This is a genomic window from Marinobacter zhejiangensis (genome assembly GCF_900114775.1).
Taxonomy (GTDB): domain Bacteria; phylum Pseudomonadota; class Gammaproteobacteria; order Pseudomonadales; family Oleiphilaceae; genus Marinobacter; species Marinobacter zhejiangensis.
The window spans coordinates 1,053,932-1,075,070 of the sequence record NZ_FOUE01000001.1 but is presented as its reverse complement, the minus strand read 5'-3'; the positions used below and the strand labels follow the sequence as shown (position 1 = coordinate 1,075,070).

Sequence of the window (21,139 nt, the reverse complement as noted above, 5' to 3'; positions counted from 1 at the left end):
ACCAATCACAGTCACCATAACAAAAACAAAGAGCATGCTGATTGAACCACTGACGGCCAATAGTCTTCCGTCCATCCTGGAACGCAGTGACCTCATACGAAAACTGCATGAGGGTACCACGGGGCGCTTGACCCTAATAACTGCGCCCGCCGGGTATGGCAAAACCACCCTGATCCGGCGCTGGCTTGCCGCGGCCCCGAACGCGGCCACGGCGTTGCTGTCGCTGGATGAGCGGGATGAGAACCAGGCCCGTTTTTTTGGCCGCCTGGGCAACACCCTGCGTGCGGAAGCACCAGCGTTTGACCCCACCGCCTTTACCCCGTTTGATTCGGGCAGCAATGAAGCGCCAGCCGACATTGCCGACGCCCTCCGTCAGGGCATGTTGGCCATCGAACACCCCGTCATTCTGGTGATTGATGATTTCCAGCACCTGGCGAACAACCCGCTGATCATTGAGACCTTTAATCACCTGCTGTCCGACCCGCCCGGCTGCCTTCACCTGCTGATCGCAAGCCGGTCCGAGCCGCCGCTACGGCTAAGCCCACTGCGCCTGCAGCAGCAACTGATCGAGCTGACCAGCGAAGACCTGCGTTTCAATGCCGAAGAAATCCGGCTGCTATGCCAAACCCTCGACAAGACGCCGGTATCGGCAAATACCCTGGATCACCTGTTGCGGCTTACCGAGGGCTGGGTGACCGGACTGCGACTCGCCCTGCTGGCCGCGCGCCGAAACGGCGAGGAAGCGCTGGAATCCTTTGCCGGCCATCAGCCGGATGTGATGGCCTACTTCGGTGATATGGTCTTGCGGGGATTACCGGATTCCCTCTACAGCCTGTGCCTGCAAAGCTCCCTGTTCGACCGGATGACCGGCCCGCTGTGCGATCAGGTGCTCCGGCATTCCGGCAGTGCGCTGATGCTGGAAAAGCTCGCCCGGCAACAACTGTTCCTGATGCCGATGGAACACGACCCCGGTTGGTACCGGTTCCATCCCCTGCTCCGCGGTTTCCTGCAAACCCGCCTGGAGCGCGAGTCACCTGAGCTGGTGCCGGTGTTGCACCGGCGGGCCGCCGCCTGGTTTATGGACACCGGCGACTTCCATCAGGCACTCCAACACGCGGAAGCCAGCAAGGATCCGCAGCTGCTGGGCGACATCCTGGAAACCGCATTCAAGGCCTGGTCCCGGGCCGGCCACTTCTCGCGGATCCTGTTCTGGGATGAACGGCTCTTGGGCAGCGCCCTGCTGATGAGAACCGGGATTGTCCTGCCGTTACAGTGGTCGCTGATCCTCTCCGGACGCTTCCATCAGGCCGGCGCCATCCTCGACAATTTTCGCCAGAGCCGGCCGGAAGATATCTCTGCCGATCATCACCGGGTGCTGGTGAGGTTTCTGGAGCTGTACCTTGAGCTGTTCCAGAACGACACCCAGTTTATTCACCGTGAAGATTACGAAGACCTGGTTCGCCAGAGCCGCCACTATGACGTCTATCCCATGAGCCTGTGCATGGCGGCTTATCATCATTTGCAGAACGCCCGGCCAGAGCAGGCCCTGGACTACGCTGGCAAGAGCCAGGAGGCCCTGAAGCAAGCCGGCTACCATTCCATGGCAGACTACGCCGGATTGATCGTCGCCTTGTGCCACCGCAGCCTGGGCCGCCCCGGCCAGGCCACACGGGACGTTGAGCAGGCCTACCGCGCCATGCCAGCAAACGTTGCCAACCGCGTCCTCCGGGGCACCGCCATGGTGGTCGCGCTCTACGACCAGAACCGGCTGACCGAGGCCTGCGCTCTGTGCAACGAACTGCTGCCCAAGCTCAACAAGACCTCTGCCATCGAGGTCACCGCCACGGTTTACCTCACCTATGCCCGCTGCCTCTTCGCGACCGGCTACACCGACAAGGCCGCCCACTTTCTGGGCAAGCTGAAACACATTCTGGAACTTGGCCATAATCACCGCTTCCTGAGCCACCTGCTGGCGGAGCGTCTGCGTCAGGCGTGGCTTTCTGGCCACAAGGAGCGGGCGGAGCAACTGGCACAACAGGCAGGCCTGCCGTCGAAATTGCAGGCCGGGGAGTGGGACCAGACTCGGCGCTACACCGAGCAACGGGAACGGCTTGGACTGGCGACCTCCTACTGGCTCCGGGCTAGCGGCCGACCCGCCATTGCCGCACGGATTCTGCGGGTTCTGAGCCAGGAACTGGCCAATACCGGCCTGGTGTCCCGGGCACTGGTGATTGATACCAACCGCCTGCTCGTCGAAGGCCCGGCCCCTGAAGACAGCCGAAAAATCGTCAATCGCCTTATGCACGATCACGGCCTGCACAACATGACCCGCAACCTGTTCGACGAAGCCCCGGGGTTTAATACCCTGCTGTCAGCGGCCACCGACCAGGGACTGGAGCTGCCAGACACTTACCGGGCCCTGTACGGCGACCTGCTCAGTCCCAGCCCTGCGAGCACCAACCCCTCCCCCATGGCTCAGCTCACCAGCCGGGAACAAACCATCTATCGCTTGCTGCTCGAAGGCTGCAATAACCGCCAGATCAGCGAACAAACGGGCAATACCGTGTCCACCATCAAGTGGCACCTGAAAAACATCTACGCCAAGCTCGGTGTTGCCAACCGCACCGAAGCCGTCCTTCTCGCCAGCCAGTCTGACCGCTCACGACATGACGTCTGAGACGACCCGAGAAACGCTCAACCGTTCACGTTTTTAAACGTTCCCACCTCGATTACCCGCCACCCCCTCCCCGGGTAGGGGGCATTTTATTGACCGCTCAGTAACCCTAGCTCCCGTTCCAACAATCACAATAACCTGCAACAAGGAGAGGGAACATGAGTACGACACCCTGGGTCACCTGGCCCGCACTCACCAAGTTCGGCACCATCGGCATCTTCGGTGGCTTGCTGGTACTCAGCATGGAACGGACCGAACTGCTCAACAACAACATGTTCGATGTGGAAGACTGGGACCGTCACAATGCCGACATCACCTGTGATGAACGCAGCCTGACCGCCCGCACCGAGGACGGAACCTGTAACATCCTGGACAACCCGGCGGAAGGTTCGGTCTATACCCGTTTTGGCCGTAATGTTCCCCTGGAGCAAACCTACGCCGAAACCGAAAACGATACCCTGCTGGTGCCCAACCCACGGGAAGTCAGTAACGTCCTGATGGCCCGGGGCGACACCATGCAGCCGGCCACCATTGTCAACTTTGCTGCGGCCGCCTGGATTCAGTTCATGGTGCATGACTGGTTTGACCACGGCCCTCGCATGGACGGCAACGATATTGTGTTCCCATTGCCCGCGGGCGACCCGCTAGGTTCCGGCACCATGAGCGTACAGCGCACCCAGCCCGACCCCAGCCGCACCCTGGCCGAAGCCGGCCGCCCGGCGACCTATCAGAACACCAATACCCACTGGTGGGACGGCTCCCAGATCTATGGCAGCGACAAGGAAACCAGCGACCGGGTACGGGCCTTTGTAGACGGCAAACTGAAAGTCGATGCCGACAACACTCTGCCCACCGAATTCCTGAGCGGTAAACCCATCACTGGATTCAATGAGAACTGGTGGGTAGGCCTGAGCATGATGCACCGGCTGTTCACCCAAGAGCACAACGCCATTGCCGAACGCCTGAAACAGAGCTACCCGGACGCCACGGACCAGTGGCTGTACGACAAGGCTCGCCTAATCAACGCCGCCCTGATGGCGAAGATCCATACCGTTGAATGGACCCCCGCCATCCTCGACAACCCCGTTCTCAAACGTGCCATGTACGCCAACTGGTGGGGTGTGGGTGGCGACCAGGAGAACCGCGAGTTCTTCCAGCAGGCCCTGGATGAAATGGCCAATAATATTGAAGGCATCGCCAACCTGTTCACCCTGCTGGGTATCGACGCCGACATCGCCAATATGGAACCGGGGGTGATCGACCATGCCCTGGGTGGCCTGGTAGGCTCCCGTGCCCCCAACAACTACGACGTGCCCTACACCCTGACCGAAGAGTTCGTGTCGGTCTATCGCATGCACCCGCTGATGCGCGATGACATTGAAGTGTACGACGTCGGCAGCAACGTGGTTAGCGAACGCATTGCCATTCCGGACACCCGCGATGGCGACGCCGAAGACGTTCTGGACAGCGTGGGTGCTGACCGGCTGTGGTACTCCTTCGGCATCACCCACCCTGGCGCACTGGTGCTGGAAAACTACCCGGATTTCCTGCGCAACCTGTCCATGCCGCTGATCGGCAACATCGACATGGCGGCCATCGACGTGCTGCGTGACCGCGAGCGTGGCGTTCCCCGCTACAACGACTTCCGCCGGGCGATTGGCCTCAAACCGATCACCCAGTTCGAAGATCTGACCTCGGATCCGGACCTGCTGGCTAACCTCAAGCGCCTCTACAACAACGACATCGAACTGATCGACACCCTGGTCGGCTCCCTGGCGGAAGAAACCCGTCCGGATGGTTTCGGTTTCGGAGAGACGTCATTCCAGATCTTCATTCTGAACGCCTCCCGCCGCCTGATGACCGACCGCTTCTTCACCACCGACTACACCCCCGAGGTCTACACCCCGGAAGGTATGGCGTGGGTCGAAGGCAATACCATGGTCGATGTACTCAAGCGTCACCACCCCGCCCTGAGCGGCGCGCTGGTCGGTATGGACAATGCCTTCAAACCCTGGGGCCTGAACATGCCGGCGGAGTATGAGAGCTGGAGCGCGGAGCAGAAGCAGATGCACCTGTGGGTGAACGGCGCCGTACGCACCGAGTACAGCGACGGTGAGCTGCCCGCACAGCAGGATGTGGACATTGGCGGGCTGATCAGCTCGGTATTGTGGGATAAGGTGAAAGTGGAATCGGATGTGGCCCCGGCGGGTTACGAAAAGCCGATTCATCCGCAAGCTGTAATGGGCCGCGTGCAGTTCAACGCCACCAGCGGCCACGGCTTTACCGGCCTGTTCGAAGGTGCCGGGCATGGCCTGTTGCGACTGTCCATCACGGGTGACCCCGAAGAACGCGGCTTCGCCCCAGGCCTCGCCCTTAAACTGTTTGTCGACGGCCAGCCTTCACGCAACGTGTCTGCGCTGTACACCTTGTCGGGGCAGGACAGCAACTACAACTTCTTCGCCAACGAGCTGTCGAATTACGTCTCGCCGGAAGCCAACGACACCCTGGGTAGCACCGTGCTGTTCTCCATGGTGACCACCAAGCCCACCCGCCTGATGGTGAACGCCTTTGCGGAAGTCCGTGAAAATGGTGACGAGGTGGCCAGCCCGAAAGCCCCCACCCAAATCTACTTTGTGCCAAATTCGGCGCTGACCGCCAGCCTTCCCAGCGAGCCCCATGACTTCCGGGAAAGCCTGATGACACTCACCGAGGGCACCAAGCTCTACGACGTGTACGCCACCGATGTTGCCATCCGGACGTCGATCTTCCCGTCCCTGAACAACCGCCTGGCCAATGAGCGCCGCAACAGCGCCCGCAAGGTTGGCGAACTGACCCTGACCTCGGACCTGATCGCCTCGCAGTTTGGTGACTCCGGCGTGTTCTTCAAGCATCAGCGGTACGAAGACCGATAACACAGTAATGAGGGGATGGAGCGTCTTGCCCCGGCATTAGCCGGGGCTTTTTATTTTCACAGCACCGCTTTTTCCAGCGCCTCAAACGCCGTCGTCAGCCCCACCGCCAGACGTTGGACCCGCGGTACCCTGGCCCGGCAGGCAACAATGCCAAAATTGAGGAAATCACCGTGGCTGGTGCAGGTGAAATTGAGGGGAACTCCGGGCATGATCAGGCTCACCGGATAGACATGCAGCAGTTTCGCCCCGTCCAGGTACCGGGCCTCCCGCTCCCCGGGCACGTTGGACAGCACGGTATTGAAGGCCGGACGGCTGTCACCGGCACGCCCCATCACCACCGCGGCCAGGAATGGCCCTGACGTCATCAACGAGTAAGGCAGCACCGCATTTTTCGGCAGATCCTGAACCAGGGATTTCCCCGCCCGGGTAAACGCCTTGATGTACTCCAGGCGTTCTACCGGATCGGCAACGTTGGTGCCCAGGCTGCCCAGCATGATACTGACCTGGTTGCCGATGCTGTGGTCGCCGCTCTTGCGGGTCGATACCGGCAACGCCGCCGTCAGCGACGCCTCCGGCAGGGCATCGGCCTGGCTCAGGTAATCACGCAGGGCGCCCCCCACCATGGCCATCGCCACATCGTTCACCGTTGATCCACTCGCCTTTGCCAGGGTCTTTATCCGGTCCATCGCGATATGCTGGGTTGCGACCCGGCGGTGGGCGGTCAGGGGGCCGTTGAGGATGGTTTCAGGGGTGGACTTGAAGGTGGTCAGCTGGTCACTCCGTCGGCGTAGTTTAACGAACGCACCAGCCGCAGCCTTGAGGTCACCCAATGTCGGCCATTCCGCCTTGGCGGATTGCAACGCCTCCGCCGGGAGTTCCCTTGCCCACAGCGGCGTGCTGAGCGCGTCCGGGCCGGCCGCCAGGCCCTGGACAACCAGCCGCGTGCCACTGATGCCATCAACCAGGGCATGATGGATTTTTACATAGAGGGCAAACCGATTACCCGCCAGCCCGTCAATGAAGTGGCATTCCCACAACGGCTGTTGCAGGTCCATCGGTTGTTCGTGAATCCAGGCAATCATCTGCCCCAATTCCCGTTCATCGCCCGGAGCCGGCAACGACCAGTGACGCAGGTGGTATTCCAGGTCCAGGTCGTAGACTTCCCGGGTGGCCGGAGTCAGCTGCCAGCGGGTGGGACGGGTCAGCACCTGGTTCCAGGGGTAAAACACCCGGGGCTCCTGGCGCCAGCGGGCAATCAGTTCACTGATGAACCGTTTTCGCTTGGTCGGCGTGCACGATGACGGGTATTCAAAAGTCATCAGCGCCGCCACGTGCATCGGCATGTTGCGGCCTTCCAACTGCAGGGAGGCTGCATCCATCAATGGCATTCGTCGCAGGTTCATAGCGCAGCCTCGACAACGTCCAGTGAACGGGGGTTAGCGTGAGCCTCCAGACCAAGCCCGTGCTCCAGCTCACACAGTGCCTCTTCCATCCCCAGAGCCAGCTTCTGCATGCTCGGTACGGTATCGCGGCAGGCGGTGATCCCTACGTTGAGGGTGCCGGCATGGCTGTAACAGGTGAATGACGTGGCCATGCCAGGGAATACAATGTTGGCAGGGTAGCAGTGCAGCAGCCGGGCGCCACGGAGATATTTGTCGTCCCGCCCGCCCGGCACATTGGAGACCACCGCATTGAACATCGGTTTTTTCTTCCCCGATACGCCCGTCAGCATCCGGGCAATGGCCGGTGCAAAACTGGCAATGGAGTACGGCACCCGCATTTCCGGCTCAAGCCCCAGCACCTGCTGTTTGGCCACATTCGTGGCCTGGCTGATTTTCTTCAGCCGCAAGACCGGGTCCGCCACATTGGTACCGATGATGCTGTAGATCATGCCTACAGAGTTGCCCGGGCTGAGATCCCCTTCCGCACGCAGGGACATGGGAACCGCCGCCGTCAGGCTCTCGGTCGGCAGTGCTGTGATGCCTTGCAGGTATTTGCGAAGCGTTCCACCCACCAGGCACAGCACCACATCGTTGAGGCTCACACCGGCCGTTTTGGCCGTCGCTTTAAGCCGGGTCATGTCGAAGTTCTGGGTGGCGAAACGCCGCTGGGCACCGATGGGGCCGTTGAGCGGCGTTCGTGGAGCCGATCGCAGGGTGGTGAGGGAGTCGCTGCGGCCGAACAGCTTCAGCACGTTGTTTGCCGCCCCCAGCATGGCCGGGACCGAAGGCATTTTGAACGACGCCGGCTGGAACGGCTTTTCCGGCGCCGTTTGTATCCAGAACGGCGACGTCTTGCGGTCTTTGGCGCTGTCAGACAGGCCCTTCATTAGCAGCACACTGGCACTGATGCCATCGACAATGGAGTGATGAAACTTCATGTAGATGGCAAAGCGATTCTCCGCCAGCCCTTCGATGACGTAGCATTCCCACAACAGTTTGCGCATGTCCATGGGCTGGCTGTGCAGACGGGCAACCAGTTGCCCCAGCTCGACCTGCCCGCCAGGCTTGGGCAGTACCAGGTGCCGCAGGTGGTACTCCAGGTCCGGGTCCTGGCAGGTTTTCAGGCAAGGTGCCAGCTGCCAACGGGACGGCGACTCCAGTTTCTGGTTCCAGGGCGCTGCTATGCGGGTTTCCTTACGCCAGTCGCTGACCAGGGTCCGGACAAAGTCAGCACCGCCTTTCGCCGGCGGTTCAAAAATCATCAGCCCGGCAACGTGCATAGGCACGCCGGGGCTTTCCAGCTGCACAAAAGCAGCATCCAGTGGAGTCAGTTTTGTGCGATTCATACAGGATCGTCTCTCTGAGATTGTTATGGTTTTACGTGGCAAGGATCGTTCAAGCTCAAACTCGATGAACAAAATCTGTCCAAAACTATGACCAGTTGACGGCGCCCCTGCCTTAACTTCCCATGTCAAAGTCTTGTCATTTCGAACCACCTTCCAACCCGCAACCGCATGCTATTTTTCATATCACGCCAGCCGCTGATAATTTCCGCCAGCACTTGCTATGGTTTGCCAAACAACAAGAATCCATTGAGCACTATGACTTACACCGATCTATCAAGAGCGTCCTCACTGGCTCGGCTGGATGAGTTCTGCGAGAAGTACCAACTCGACCATCGGGAAATGCTGCGGGAAGTGGGGCTGCCTGAGGACCTGCTGGAGCAGCCCGAGATCCTGATTTCCTACTCGCTGATGGCCCAATTGCTGGAAAACTGTGCCAGGAAGACCGGGTATCCCCTGTTTTCACTGGAATACGGCGTTTTTCAGGGAGCGGCGATGCTTGGGGAGCTGTTCTATCTGATCAAGAATGCGGAGACGGTTGGGGATTCACTGCGGGAGTTGATGTTGTATTACCACCTTCACTCCAGAGGCGGTCAGGTGACCGCAGCCATCGAAAGCGGCATGGTGGTTCTCAGTTACGAACCCAGGCTGCGCGACTGTGTGCCCACCCGACAGGCAGTGGAACTGGCCGTTGGCGTCGGCCAGGCGCTACTCAAGATGTTGCTTGGTGCCAAGTGGCAACCGGCTGGCGTTCATTTTCGCAGCGGCCCCAGCTGTGCGCCACAAGCCTACCAACGAATCTTGGGATTAACGCCCCAGTTCAACAGCACCACCAATGGCTGGGTATTTGATGCCCGCTTACTGGAGGTGCCCCTGAGCAATTCCGATCCGAAGCTCCATACGCTGATGCGGGAGCATATTGAGAAAATGGACGAGCTGGCTGCCAGCGAACTGCCGGCCTATGTCCAGACGCTGATCCGGCATTTTCTGCCCAACGGCCGCGTCACCGTTGATTTCATTGCCAACTATATGACCCTCAGCTCCCGCTCTCTGCAGCGCTACCTGACCGACGAAGGCACCTCTTTCCAGACCCTGCTGGACGAAACCCGCCAGTCGATGGCCGAGCGATACCTGAGCGAATCCGCCATCAGCCTGACCCAGCTTGCCGCCATTCTGGGCTACTCGGGCCTGGCAGCCTTTTCCCGGGCCTTTCAACGGTGGCATGGCCAGAGCCCGCGCCAGTGGCGCAAACAGCACGGCATCACCTACCCGGCCAGAGTGCTGCCACAGCACCGCAGGAAGCCTGCGTGGCTGAAATAGGCATAAAAAAGCCCAGGCCGAAGCCTGGGCAAAGTCAGTGTGATAACAACAACAGGATTACGGGCGGTAATTCGGATCCAGGCACATCAGTACACCGGTGTACTCTTCCAGCGCCTGCACCGGGATCGGGTTATTGCTCATGCATACCCAACCCTCCTCGGTAAAACTGACATCCCGGGTATAGGTGCCTCGCAGGGGCGCTGGGTAGGCGATGAACGCCTCCGTCGCCGGATCAAAACGGTAGATGTGATCGGTCATGGTTTCATTGATCCAGACATCACCGGTTGTCGGGGAGACATTCAGTGAGTACGGACCTGGCCGGGCACCCGGAGCAAACTCCGGCATGTCGTAGACATCGATCGCCATGGTCTTGGTATCAATCCGGGCCAGCTGGCCGTGGCCATAACCGGCCTGCCACAACACCCCATCCTCGGCAAACCGTAAGCGACGTGGACCAAACACCGGTGACTCGATCTCGGTGACTTCCAGGGTTTCCGGATCAATCCGGCCAATCCGGTTGCCCCACAAACGGCTGTACCAGATTGAGCCGTCCAGGGTGCTGACGGCCACCCCGTAGGTGAGTACCGCCGGGGTAATCGCCACCGGGCGCGGCTCCGGCAGGGTAATCAGCGTGATCTCCTGGGTTTCCGGATCCAGGCGGCCGATCTGCTCGGTGCCAACCACGCTGAACCAGAAGATACCGTCCTTATCGACACGAATCGTGTGCGGGTAGGGGGCGTTGCCCGGCAGTGGAATTTTCTGTTCCCAGGTATTGGTCTCGGGATTGAAGACGCCGATCGACGCTGAATAGGAGTTGGTCACGTAGAGCTTGCCATCGTGCCCTTCCGCCAGCGAATGCGGGCCATGACGCACGTTGACCTTATTCATCGCCGGTGGCACGCCAAGCACGGTAAAGATGCCACCCAACGGCATGTCCTGCTCCGGATGGGGAACAAAACGGGTGGTGCCCGCGGCAAGATCGGTCACATACATGCCATCGGCGAACTGGTCCACGGTGTAAACCAGACCATTGCCTGAGTGCACCAGCGCATCATGGGGCACGCCGGAGCTGGGCAACTGATATTCGTAGACCTTGGTGTGCGCCAGCGCTTCATCAAACGGGAACTCCGGGCGCATTTCGGTTGGCTCACCATCAAAGCCCTCCGCAAAAATTTCCGACCGGCGGCGATCCTTATCGGTTATCCCCACGGCGCCCATGTAGGCATGCATTCGCTGTACGGTTTGCTGCCAGGACTCGGCCGGGCGCACTGTCCGCGTAAAAGGATTGCCGAGCTGGTGACAGGACAGGCATTCCAGCTGGAATTTGTCACGGGTGAAGGGCTGGTCTTCCTCGGTATCAAACGGGAGTTCGTTAAAATGGTAGGAGGCCGCCAGACTCTCGGAGATTTCCCGGTCTGTGGTCAGCGCCGTCAGCCCGACGTTTCTGGTGAGGGTCGCATCGTCCCCAGCCAGCGATACCTGCTCTTCCCGGTCGGCAAAGTAATGCGCTCGGAAACGCAGCCGAAGCTCACCGGTCAATCCGGTCTCCAGAACGTAACGGCCACGGGCATCGGTGTACACCGATTCGGACACCCCGGCTCCGACATCCGTCAGGCGGACAATAGCACCGGCGACGGGTTCACCCTCAGCATTGGTCAGCTGGCCGCTGATCACCGACGCAGACACCGGAGCCGCAGCCAACAAGGCGGCCGACAACGCGGTGGTTTTCAAAAGGTATAAACGGTTTGTTGTTGTCATGATGTACTCCGTAGTCTGGCCTTTAAACCGGAGTCACATAATACGAAGCCGCCCCCATCACAATTTAACCCATCACGAAAATTTTTTAACAAATCGCGCCAGAAAGCAGCCAACTGCGCCCTGGCCGAACCCCATCTCGCTCAAATCCCGGGGCTTCGCGTCTGAGCGGTTGAATTTAAAGTGGTGTTCTATAGAGAATAGGGACGTCGGATATGGCAGATGGATAGCCCAAGGACGTTCAAGGCCCGACACATAACTATAAGAGACAAAACATGATCAGCAGCTCCCTGATTCGAGCCAAAGCCCTGACCGCAGTCCCTGACGTCATCCGCGAGTTGGGGGCCGACCCCGGCGCATTTCTCGGCACCTTTCACCTGCACGAGGACATGATCGGTAACCCCAAGCAGATGATCCCTTACCTGAGCCTGATCCAGCTCATGGAGCGGGCGGCCGAACAGTTTGACTGCCAGGACTTTGGCCTGCAGGTTGGCCTGAAGCAGAATCTCAACGTCTTGGGCCCGATTGCCGTAATCGCGCAAAACTCCGCAACTGCGGAAGAAGCACTGGCCCACATCATCAAGTACATCGGCTACCACAGCCCAGCCATCTCCCTGAAGCTGACCACCGGCAGCCATGATCGTTGTCGCGGCATTCACTTTGATATCGGCATGGTCCAGGGTCAGGCCCGCTCGCAGACCGTCGAAATGACCCTGGCGTTTGGGTACGGCATCATGAAGGTGCTGATGGGCCCGGACTTCCGTCCTTCCCAGGTTCATTTCCGCCACGCCCGGATCAGCCCGCTGCCCCGCTATCGGGCGGTATTCCAAGCCCCGGTGCAGTTCGGCAAGCTCACCAACGCCATCTATATTTCCGAATCAGATCTGTGCAAGCCCATCAGCCACAGCGACCCCGCGCTCCTGCAAACCATGGAGGAGTTTGTCGCCCAGACCCTGGCCCAGCACCAGAATTCCCTGAAAGACAACGTTCGCTCCCTGGTGATCTCCCTGCTGCCACTGACCCAGCGCTGTACGGTCTCCAGGATTGCCCGCCATCTGGCGGTCAGCGAGCGCACCCTCCAGCGTGGACTCAAAAAGGAAGGGGTGGTGTTTGAACAACTGGTGGACGACATTCGTTACGAACTCGCGACGGACTACCTGAAGGAACAGGATATGGCTATGAGCCAGGTCGCCGGGCTTCTGGGCTATGGCCAACAGAGCTCGTTCAACCGTGCCTGTATCCGCTGGTTTGGCAAGTCACCCAGCGCCATCCGCGAACAGCTGGCCACGGACTGATCCCCCCAAAAGCGACTATTCCCACCCGGCGTGATGGTCGTAATTGCAAAATCTTTGGCGTGAAAAGAGAAACCCGACCGGCTTTCTCTGGGCCAACATGAACCTTGTCTTGAAAACAACCACAAGAGGAGCAAGATCATGTTTCCACTGACCGTCAAAGATCACAAAAAGCTGCTGACCCTGAATACCAACGATGCGCCGATCTACACCGACATGCTGGTGCCCGGCCTGGACGTGCAGCCGCTGATGCTCGACCCCAATAATGGCCTCTGGTGCCTGCGGGTGTGGTTCCACCCGGGCGTAAGACTGCCGACCCATTACCACACCGGTACCGTACACCTGTGGACCCTGTCCGGTTGCTGGAACTACGTTGAGCACCCCGACCAGCCACAAACCGCTGGTTGCTACCTGTTCGAACCCGGCGGCAGCATCCACACCTTCATGGTGCCTGAAGACAACACCGAAGTGACCGAAACGATCATGATCGTGCAGGGTGCCAACATCAACTTCGATGAAAACGGCGAGTACCACAGCACCATGGATGCCAGCTCCATCGTTGCGATGATTGAACAGGCCATCAAGGAACGTGAACTCGAACCGTCGGTCTATATTAAAGCTCCGTTCCCGGACTATTCTGACAAGGTTTCTCTGTAAGAGACCGATTGTCAGCGGGCGTTTTCCGGCACGGTTTCTGGGAACCCTTCCAGAAAACCGGGAAACGCCCTTAGTCGCACAACAAGAGAGCTCGCACCATGCATCAACCCTGGCTAGAGAACTACCCCAACGGCACTCCCCAGAGCATTGACCCGGACTCCATCGGTTCCGTTACGGAGCTATTTGCCCAGGCGGTCCGGCAATTCCCGGATCATGTCGCCCTGGAATGCTTCGGCATCCAACTGAATTATCGCCAACTGGACCAGTTATCCGATGCCGTCGCCAGTGCGCTGCAGCGCGATTTTGGTGTCCGCAAAGGGGATCGGGTGGCGGTCATGCTGCCGAATCTGTTTGCCTACCCCATTGCGATGCTGGCGATCCTCAAAACCGGCGCGGTTCAGGTCAACGTCAACCCGCTCTACACCCCGCGGGAACTGGCTCACCAGCTGAACGACTCCGGTGCCGAGCATATCTTTATCTATTCCGGTTCAACCGCAGCCCTGGCCGACATCCGGGGCCAGGTTACGGTCCGCAGCGTGATTACCGTTGGCCCCGGGGACGGCTCCGGCCAACCCATCCCCGCCCCGGCCGTTGCCGATAACCTGGGCCAGCACACCCCGCTGACCGAGCTGCTGTCAAAGCACCGTGATGCCCGGCCCGAGCCGGTGGCCATTGGCGGTGATGACATTCTGTTTCTCCAGTACACCGGTGGTACCACAGGGCCGTCCAAGGGCGCGACCCTGACCCATCGCAACCTGATTGCCAACACCCTCCAGTTCAAGGCGTTTGTGCCCAGTGCCAACAGCCCGGGCGAGGAGTGTCTGGTACTGGCGCTGCCGATGTACCACATTTTCGGACTGATGATTTACATCGCCTATGCCGCGATCGGGGCGAAAGCCATCCTGATTCCGAACCCACGGGACATGGACGCCTTTATCGGCGCCATCAAGAATGCCCGCTTCTCCATCATCGGCGGGGTGAATACCCTGTTTGCCGGCATGACCCAGCACCCGGAGTTCGGGAACATCGACTTCTCTGGCTACAAGGTGGCCTTTGGCGGTGGTTCCAAGATTTTTGCCAGCACCTCAGAGCGCTGGCACGCCACAACCGGTGCTCACATCCTGGAAGGCTTTGGCCTCTCGGAAACCGCTCCGATCGTGACGCTGAACCCAATGGGCGGCGACGGTTTCAGCGGTACCGTGGGTTACCCCGTACCCTCGACCGACTGCAAGATCCTCGGCCCGGACGATCAACCGCTACCTCCTGGGGAAGCTGGTGAACTCTGCGCCAAGGGCCCTCAGGTGATGAAAGGTTACTGGGGGCGGGAAGACGCCACCCGCGAAGTGTTCACCAGCGATGGCTATTTCCGCACCGGCGATGTGGCGGTGATGCATCCCGATGGCAAGTTCGAAATCGTTGACCGGAAGAAGGACATGCTGATTGTCTCTGGCTTCAACGTCTACCCGAACGAAATCGAAGGGGTGGTCTGCGAACTGGACAGCGTGGCTGAGGCAGCCTGCATAGGCATACCGGACGCTAAAACCGGCGAACGGGTGAAGCTGTTTGTGTCGCCGTCTGGCAACGGTGAACTGGACATAGACGACGTCATTGAACACTGCCGGGCCAATCTGGCCGCCTACAAGGTACCCCGTGAGGTGGTCGTGCTCGCGGAAATGCCGAAGTCGAACGTGGGCAAGATCCTGCGTAAAGATCTCCGGGAGCCGGCGTAACCGGCCTGGCTACCGCCTGAATCAGCGCCGGGCCAGTGAGCCCGGCAAACCTTCACGACAACAACAACTCTGGACGTGACCAGCATGACAAACAAGATTCCTCCCGTTGGCACTAACGGCCAAACCCCTGACCTGCCCGATACCGTGTTTATCACCGGGGCTAACGGCTTTATCGGCCGCAAGCTTGCCGAACGGTACATCGCCATGGGCTGCAAGGTGAAAGGCATGGACCTCAATGCCGACGAAGCACGAGATGTGGTCGCCGGTGACCTGACCAAGCCTGACACCTGGCAAGACCATGCCAAGGGCTGTGACCTGTTCATCAACACTGCGGCAGTGGTGTCTCTCGCTGCGGACTGGGAAACCTATACCACTGTGTCCCTGGTTGGCGTGCGTAACGCGCTGGATGCCGCCATCCGTGGCGGTGCCAAACGCTTCGTGCACTACTCGTCCATCGCCGCCATGGGCTACAACTACGAGCCCGGTGCCGATGAAACCGCGCCGGTGGTCATTGGCGAGCATTATCGCTATGGCGTTGCCAAAGGTGCTTCCGAGCACACAGTACTGGCCGCTCACGCCGCCGGGGAAATCGATTGCACCATCATCCGGCCCGGCGATGTTTACGGCCCTGGCTCCCGGCCCTGGCTGCTGGAACCGCTGAAGATGGCCAAAGCCGGCCAGCTGATCCTGCCGGATGGCGGCAAAGGCACCTTTACGCCGGTCTACATTGATGACCTCGTCGATGGCACCGTACTCGCCGCGGGTCTGCCTACAGGCAGTGGTCGCATCTTCATCCTCTGGGGTGATGAGCCTATCAGCTGCCGCGATTTCTTCTCCAATCACTGGGCCTGGGCTGGCCGTAAAGGCGCCCCCCCCAGTGTTCCCCTGAGTGCCGCATTGGCCATTACCCAGGGGCTTTGGTGGGTAAACCGCAAACTCAAGCGCCATGACGAGGTCACCCCCGACGCCATGCTGATGTTTGCCCGCAAGGGTGGCTTTTCGATCGAAAACGCCCGCAAGCACCTTGGCTTTGAACCCAAGGTCAAGCTTGAGGAAGGTCTCCGCAGGTCCGAAGAGTGGCTGAAAGAGATTGGTGAGGTTGCCTGACGGCAGCTGAACGCAGGGGAGCGCCGCCCGTCGGTTTGGCCCGCTCCGACTTGTCCCAACAACAAACGTGAAGGAGGCCTATCATGCGTAGCGCTGTTGTCGATAACAACCAACTGAAAATCACTGAACTGCCAGACCCCAAACCCCGGGAAAACGAACTGCTGGTGAAGTCTCTGGTATGCGGTATCTGCGGTTCAGACCTGCACTGCCTGCACCATTCTCACGAACTGGCCAAGAGCAGCGTTGAGATCATGGGCACCGCAATGGTGGACTCCGAGCGTCCCATCCTGCTGGGTCATGAGTTCGTTGGCGAAGTGCTGGAAAGCAACCAGCCCGGCTCGCCGTTCAAGAGCGGCGACCAGGTGGTCTCAATGCCGTTCCTGATGCGGGAAGAGGGCATCGCCTTTATTGGCTTTGGTGGTGAAAACGTCCCTGGCGGCTTTTCCGAGCAACTGCTGGTAGACAGCCGCGTCACCATGAAAGTCCCCAATGGCCTCTCCGCTGAGCAAGCAGCCCTGACCGAACCGATGGCAGTGGCCCTGCATGCGGTCAACCGCGCGGAACCCAACCGCAACCACGTGCCGCTGATCATCGGCTGCGGCCCCATCGGCCTGGCGATTATTGCGGTGCTCAAGATGATGAACATCGGCCCCATCGTAGCTTCGGACTTTTCCCAGGCCCGCCGGGATCTGGCAAAAAAGATGGGCGCTGACGTCGTCGTTAACCCGGCGGAACACTCGCCTTACGACAGCTGGAAAGAAGCCGCTCAAACCTCCGACCCGGAACTGGCCGGTCCGTTCTCACCGATGTTTGGTGGCGCTGACCTCCGCCCATCACTGATCTTTGAGTGTGTTGGCGTGCCCGGGCTGATCCAGCAGATCTGTGCCGGAGCCCCCTACGGTGCCCGTATCCTGGTGGTGGGACTGTGCATGGAGAAAGATGCGCTGGTTCCTGCGTTCCCCATCATGAAGGAGCTGGACATCCGCTTTGCCAGCCTGTACTCGCCAGAGGAATTTGGCCAGACCCTGCACCACTTGGCCAACGGTGAACTGGAAGCCTCCGCTCTGATTTCCGACACGGTGGCGCTGGACGACATTGGCTCGGCGGTGGAGCGTCTGAGCAAGCCGGACAGCGATGTAAAAATCCTGGTCAAGCCCTCAGCCTGAGTCCCCCTCCGGTGACCCATCCGGTGGTGCCCGTCATTATGGCGGGCACCACCGGAGCATTACCTTCCGCCGTCGTCCACAAACACCCAGTTGGTTCCCACATCGTCACAGACCACAACCTGCGCGCCGATGCCCGAGCAGTGTTCAAGGCTTCCCGGCAGACGGTCGGTCAGTCGTGCCGGTACCGCCCTCGTGCGCTTGTCATGCTTTAGCAACTGAAACGTCTGTTCCATACGCTGAGCGTAATCCACGCCGCTGGCACGATGGCGCTGATAGTTATGGTAGAACTCGCTGAAGCTCATGGTCGCGCCGCCCAGGCCAATATCCAGCATTTTGAGAATGTAGTGATCGTAGGCGCTGGCCAGGTATTGCCGTAATGCCGTGTCATTGCTGGCATCGCCACTGAATACCGGCAGCCCCAGGGTGTTGCTGTCAGCCAGGACCCCCTCATCCAAGGCACGATTTGGCAGGTTATTGGCTAACGCATAACGGCGATGGGGGCAACGGATTACAGGGCCCTGTAAAGCGCAGCCTTCCAGCCCCACAGCGACTGGAGCAGGCACCGGTTGAGTCACCGTTTGCGGCGCCACCGGGCGCTCCCGGTTGGCAGGCTCCGGGGAGGAGGCCCCCGCGGCTACCGGCTCACTGTGGTCAGGCATGGGCAATTCAATGCCCAGGCGGGATGCCTGCCGTTTGAGCAGCAAAGCCTGCACCTGGGGGGTGTTACGGCGAAAATCGTCAAACGAAGGCAGGCTGCCTCCCTCCCCCCGGGCAACAATCTCACAATAGACCCGCTCGTAGTCGGTGCCCGGTTGCGGGCAGCTGGCCGCCGTGGCCAGGCCGGATGCCAGCAGCAGGCCACTCAGGCCCCACATCCGAAGGTATCCAGTCACCATCATACAACTCTCATTCAGCCAGGTGATGCGAGGCGTTCTTCGCAAGAAATCCAGAGTGTTACTGTACCGGAATTTCGGAGCGGAAGCCTGTACCTGCAGCCAGCCAGAATCTGTGTTAGCGTTGGGATCGACCTTTTCGTTCCAGGCCTTCAAGGATGAGAATCAACGCATGAAACTCGTTGTCATTTCAGACACCCACGGTATGCACGAGAAAATCCCCCACATCCCGGATGGTGATGTGCTCATCCACGCCGGTGACAGTATGGGCAAAGGCACCCTGGAACAGCTGGAGGCACTCAACGAGTGGCTTGGCCGCCAGCCTCACCGGCACAAGATCCTTGTTGCCGGCAACCATGACTGGTGTTTTCAGGACGACCCCGAGGAAGCCCGGCGCCGGGTCACCAACGCCATCTACCTTGAGGACAGTGGCACCGAGATCGAGGGTATCCGCTTCTGGGGCAGTCCCTGGACGCCGGTGTTCTTTGACTGGGCCTTTAACCTGCCCCGGGGCGATGCGTTGGCCGAACGCTGGGCGGCTATCCCGGACAACACCGACGTGTTGATCACCCATGGGCCACCCATGAACATCCTGGATAAGGTTGGCGAACGTTTTGGCGGTCAGCATGTTGGCTGTGAGGCGCTGGCCGAGCGGCTAACCCAGCTCAAGCTGCGAGCCCACCTGTTCGGCCATATCCACGAAAGCTATGGCCGTGAGGAAATTGGGCGCTGCCTGTATGTAAATGCCAGCACCTGCAACGGCCAGTTCAAGCCAGACAACGAACCGGTCGTGGTGGATGTCGGGGCGGCCTGAACGCCCCTTATTTGCGCCAGTTAGCCAGTAACACGCCGGCCATCAGGACCGCAACGCCGAGCCATACTCCAAGCCCATAGCGTTCCCCAAAGATCAGGAACCCCAACAGCAGGCCAGCAGGAGCCACCACAAAACCTATCTGACTGAGAAAGACCGGGGAAGAGCGCCGCTGCAGCTCAAAGAAAGCCCGGTACGTCACCGCAGACAAGACCGCCTGGGCCAGCAACACCAAGCCAACGTCACCGCTGGGCACTCGCACCTCTGCCAGCGTACCGGTGCCCAGCATGACCACGGCCACCACCAGGGCACCGCCAAGCAGCATGCCTGGCGCCAGCTGTTTCGCGCCCGCCCCCGCCGGCCAGGCCACGGAGCGGTATACATTCCCGATCGCCAGTGACAGCGGAACCAGCAAGCCCAGTAGCAACCAAGGCAGGTTTTCAGTGCTCAGACCGTTGCTGTCCGGCGACATGATCCGGATACAGCCCAGCACTCCGAGCCCAAGCCCGACAACCCGCAAGCCACGAAGCCCCTCTATCCGCACCGTGACAGCCAGGACGTAAGTCATCAGAGAAGGCATTGCGTACAACGTCGAAGTCAGCCCCGGCCCGATTCGTTCCAGCACCAGGAACGCTACAATATTGGGTATGGCAATGGCGGTCAGACCGCTGACCAGGAAATACCTCCCAGTCGTTCGCAGCGGCAGCGCCCCGCGGCTTCGACCGGACCATAACCAGAGCAACCCACCACCTCCCAGCGCCTGCCAGAAAGCATAGGAAAGCGGTGTCATCCCCCCGGCGATTGCGACCTTGGCCAATGGCAGCATCAACGCCACCATGAAACCAACCGCAATCAACAACAGGTAAGCCATTGGGGGAGTCCTGGGCACGATATTTGCGATAACAGACATGGGGCGTTCTCCAGCAGCAGCTAACAGCCGGACATTGTCGTCACCGCCACAGCGCGTATCGCCCTGTATTTTGGAAAAACACTTTTCACTTGTGAGAGACTGGGCGCGAACAGACCAGCATATAGGGGATACCTTGGACCGACTCAAAGGGCTTGAGTACTACAAACGCATCGTCGAACTGGGCTCCTTTACCGCGGTTGCGGAAGAGTTCGACTGCTCAAATGCGGTCATCTCCAAATACGTCAAATACCTCGAAGACTGGACCGGGGCGCGACTCGTCAATCGCAATACCCGCCGTATCAGCATCACTGAGGAAGGCCAGTCTTTCTACGATTACTGTGTCAATGTCCTTGCCAGTACCGATCAGGTTCTTGATGTCATGGCCCAGGACGACAATGCTTCCGGCCAGCTGGTGGTGGCTTGCCCGGTGTCGATGTCGGTAAAGATCCTGGCACCGGTCCTGTTCCGTTTCCAGAAAGCCTACCCGGGACTCACCGTTCGGCTCAGGCTCAGCGACGAAATAACCGATGTCATTAGCGAAGGGGTCGACGTTGCTCTCCGCGGCACCGGAACCCTGACAGATTCCTCCCTCGTCGCGACAGCCATCGGGCATATGGACCGCTGCCTGGTAGCTTCACCGGATTATCTTGAAGCCCAGGGCGTACCGGATCGCATTGAGGCACTCAGTGACCATCAATGCCTGATTTTCAGTCTCAGCCAGGACAGCCTGCAGTGGGAGTTCGGTAATGATAGCCGCCGCAGTGTCCCGGTCAGCGGCCCACTGATCGCCGACAGCTCCCAGATGCTGGTGGAGGGTGCCAAAGCCGGGCTGGGCATCGCACTGGTGCCGAAGGGTTACGTGCTGCCTGAGCTGGAGGCCGGCACCCTGACCGAAATCCACCTTCGCCCCCAGCCAACCCCACGTACCCTTTACGTGGTTTACCCCGGCCGGCAACACATGCCCAAGCGTACCAGGTTGTTCATTGACTTCCTGAAAGCCCACACCGGTGAGCTCGCGGGCCTCCGCCCAGCCAATCCGTAAAAAGAGCTTTTCCAAACTGGCACTCGTTCCCGCCCGCTTGCACGGGCAAAGTGCTCTCTCCAATCAGCAAAGCATGTTAAGGAGA

At 59.9% G+C, this 21,139-nt stretch carries 15 protein-coding genes; 10 read left to right on the top strand and 5 right to left on the bottom strand.

Annotated features, from left to right (window positions below; all coding sequences use genetic code 11):
* Nucleotides 1-34: 34 nt before the first annotated feature.
* Together BMZ67_RS04750 and BMZ67_RS04745 are read left to right on the top strand one after the other, a co-directional pair.
* Complete coding sequence (locus BMZ67_RS04750) at nt 35-2,677, top strand: winged helix-turn-helix domain-containing protein (protein WP_092020730.1); 2,643 nt, start codon at nt 35-37, stop codon at nt 2,675-2,677.
* Nucleotides 2,678-2,832: 155 nt separating this feature from the next.
* Complete coding sequence (locus BMZ67_RS04745; protein ID WP_092020729.1) at nt 2,833-5,586, top strand: peroxidase family protein; 2,754 nt, start codon at nt 2,833-2,835, stop codon at nt 5,584-5,586.
* A 56-nt stretch (nt 5,587-5,642) separates the two neighbouring features.
* Here BMZ67_RS04745 and BMZ67_RS04740 read toward each other — a convergent pair whose 3' ends face one another.
* Nucleotides 5,643-6,989, bottom strand: coding sequence for a wax ester/triacylglycerol synthase family O-acyltransferase (locus BMZ67_RS04740; RefSeq protein WP_092020728.1), 1,347 nt, complete (start codon nt 6,987-6,989; stop codon nt 5,643-5,645).
* Nucleotides 6,986-8,374 (bottom strand): WS/DGAT/MGAT family O-acyltransferase, encoded by a 1,389-nt coding sequence (locus BMZ67_RS04735; protein ID WP_092020727.1) that lies wholly within the window; start codon nt 8,372-8,374, stop codon nt 6,986-6,988. The genes BMZ67_RS04740 and BMZ67_RS04735 overlap by 4 nt, the downstream gene beginning before the upstream one ends.
* A gap of 255 nt (nt 8,375-8,629) precedes the next feature.
* Between BMZ67_RS04735 and BMZ67_RS04730 the strand changes: the two genes are divergently transcribed.
* Entirely contained in the window at nt 8,630-9,691 is a 1,062-nt protein-coding gene (locus tag BMZ67_RS04730; RefSeq protein WP_092020726.1) for an AraC family transcriptional regulator, read from the top strand.
* A gap of 57 nt (nt 9,692-9,748) precedes the next feature.
* Here the strand turns inward: BMZ67_RS04730 and BMZ67_RS04725 are convergent, their stop codons facing one another.
* The gene (locus BMZ67_RS04725) at nt 9,749-11,449 is read right to left on the bottom strand and encodes a carboxypeptidase regulatory-like domain-containing protein (protein ID WP_092020725.1); all 1,701 of its coding nucleotides are present in this window, start codon (nt 11,447-11,449) and stop codon (nt 9,749-9,751) included.
* Nucleotides 11,450-11,721: 272 nt separating this feature from the next.
* On the opposite strand from BMZ67_RS04725, the gene BMZ67_RS04720 reads away from it, so the two are divergent.
* From BMZ67_RS04720 to BMZ67_RS04700, 5 genes are all read left to right on the top strand, one after another.
* Nucleotides 11,722-12,741 (top strand): AraC family transcriptional regulator, encoded by a 1,020-nt coding sequence (locus BMZ67_RS04720; RefSeq protein ID WP_092020724.1) that lies wholly within the window; start codon nt 11,722-11,724, stop codon nt 12,739-12,741.
* 138 nt (nt 12,742-12,879) lie between these two features.
* Complete coding sequence (locus BMZ67_RS04715; RefSeq protein WP_092020723.1) at nt 12,880-13,395, top strand: 2,4'-dihydroxyacetophenone dioxygenase family protein; 516 nt, start codon at nt 12,880-12,882, stop codon at nt 13,393-13,395.
* 98 nt (nt 13,396-13,493) lie between these two features.
* Nucleotides 13,494-15,125: an AMP-binding protein gene (locus BMZ67_RS04710; protein WP_092020722.1), complete on the top strand. Its 1,632-nt coding sequence runs from the start codon at nt 13,494-13,496 to the stop codon at nt 15,123-15,125.
* An 84-nt stretch (nt 15,126-15,209) separates the two neighbouring features.
* Nucleotides 15,210-16,232: an NAD-dependent epimerase/dehydratase family protein gene (locus tag BMZ67_RS04705; protein ID WP_092020721.1), complete on the top strand. Its 1,023-nt coding sequence runs from the start codon at nt 15,210-15,212 to the stop codon at nt 16,230-16,232.
* Nucleotides 16,233-16,315: 83 nt separating this feature from the next.
* Nucleotides 16,316-17,398, top strand: a complete 1,083-nt coding sequence (locus tag BMZ67_RS04700; protein WP_092020720.1) for a zinc-binding dehydrogenase — start codon at nt 16,316-16,318, stop codon at nt 17,396-17,398.
* A 59-nt stretch (nt 17,399-17,457) separates the two neighbouring features.
* Here BMZ67_RS04700 and BMZ67_RS04695 read toward each other — a convergent pair whose 3' ends face one another.
* On the bottom strand, nt 17,458-18,297 hold the full coding sequence (locus tag BMZ67_RS04695; protein ID WP_245749871.1) for a hypothetical protein: 840 nt from the start codon (nt 18,295-18,297) through the stop codon (nt 17,458-17,460).
* A 166-nt stretch (nt 18,298-18,463) separates the two neighbouring features.
* Here BMZ67_RS04695 and BMZ67_RS04690 point away from each other — a divergent pair, with 166 nt between their 5' ends.
* Entirely contained in the window at nt 18,464-19,105 is a 642-nt protein-coding gene (locus BMZ67_RS04690) for a metallophosphatase domain-containing protein (protein ID WP_092020940.1), read from the top strand.
* 7 nt (nt 19,106-19,112) lie between these two features.
* Here the strand turns inward: BMZ67_RS04690 and BMZ67_RS04685 are convergent, their stop codons facing one another.
* Nucleotides 19,113-20,012 carry a DMT family transporter gene (locus tag BMZ67_RS04685; RefSeq protein ID WP_092020719.1) on the bottom strand — a complete coding sequence of 300 codons (900 nt, stop codon included), beginning with the start codon at nt 20,010-20,012 and terminating at the stop codon, nt 19,113-19,115.
* A 133-nt stretch (nt 20,013-20,145) separates the two neighbouring features.
* On the opposite strand from BMZ67_RS04685, the gene BMZ67_RS04680 reads away from it, so the two are divergent.
* Complete coding sequence (locus tag BMZ67_RS04680) at nt 20,146-21,054, top strand: LysR family transcriptional regulator (protein ID WP_092020718.1); 909 nt, start codon at nt 20,146-20,148, stop codon at nt 21,052-21,054.
* Nucleotides 21,055-21,139 lie beyond the last annotated feature (85 nt).

Bases quoted from the DNA above. Each gene is read 5' to 3' on its own strand.
- BMZ67_RS04750 (WP_092020730.1), top strand. From the start codon at position 35: ATGCTGATTGAACCACTGACGGCCAATAGTCTTCCGTCCATCCTGGAA.
- BMZ67_RS04745 (WP_092020729.1), top strand. From the start codon at position 2,833: ATGAGTACGACACCCTGGGTCACCTGGCCCGCACTCACCAAGTTCGGC.
- BMZ67_RS04740 (WP_092020728.1), bottom strand. From the start codon at position 6,989: ATGAACCTGCGACGAATGCCATTGATGGATGCAGCCTCCCTGCAGTTG.
- BMZ67_RS04735 (WP_092020727.1), bottom strand. From the start codon at position 8,374: ATGAATCGCACAAAACTGACTCCACTGGATGCTGCTTTTGTGCAGCTG.
- BMZ67_RS04730 (WP_092020726.1), top strand. From the start codon at position 8,630: ATGACTTACACCGATCTATCAAGAGCGTCCTCACTGGCTCGGCTGGAT.
- BMZ67_RS04725 (WP_092020725.1), bottom strand. From the start codon at position 11,449: ATGACAACAACAAACCGTTTATACCTTTTGAAAACCACCGCGTTGTCG.
- BMZ67_RS04720 (WP_092020724.1), top strand. From the start codon at position 11,722: ATGATCAGCAGCTCCCTGATTCGAGCCAAAGCCCTGACCGCAGTCCCT.
- BMZ67_RS04715 (WP_092020723.1), top strand. From the start codon at position 12,880: ATGTTTCCACTGACCGTCAAAGATCACAAAAAGCTGCTGACCCTGAAT.
- BMZ67_RS04710 (WP_092020722.1), top strand. From the start codon at position 13,494: ATGCATCAACCCTGGCTAGAGAACTACCCCAACGGCACTCCCCAGAGC.
- BMZ67_RS04705 (WP_092020721.1), top strand. From the start codon at position 15,210: ATGACAAACAAGATTCCTCCCGTTGGCACTAACGGCCAAACCCCTGAC.
- BMZ67_RS04700 (WP_092020720.1), top strand. From the start codon at position 16,316: ATGCGTAGCGCTGTTGTCGATAACAACCAACTGAAAATCACTGAACTG.
- BMZ67_RS04695 (WP_245749871.1), bottom strand. From the start codon at position 18,297: ATGATGGTGACTGGATACCTTCGGATGTGGGGCCTGAGTGGCCTGCTG.
- BMZ67_RS04690 (WP_092020940.1), top strand. From the start codon at position 18,464: ATGAAACTCGTTGTCATTTCAGACACCCACGGTATGCACGAGAAAATC.
- BMZ67_RS04685 (WP_092020719.1), bottom strand. From the start codon at position 20,012: ATGTCTGTTATCGCAAATATCGTGCCCAGGACTCCCCCAATGGCTTAC.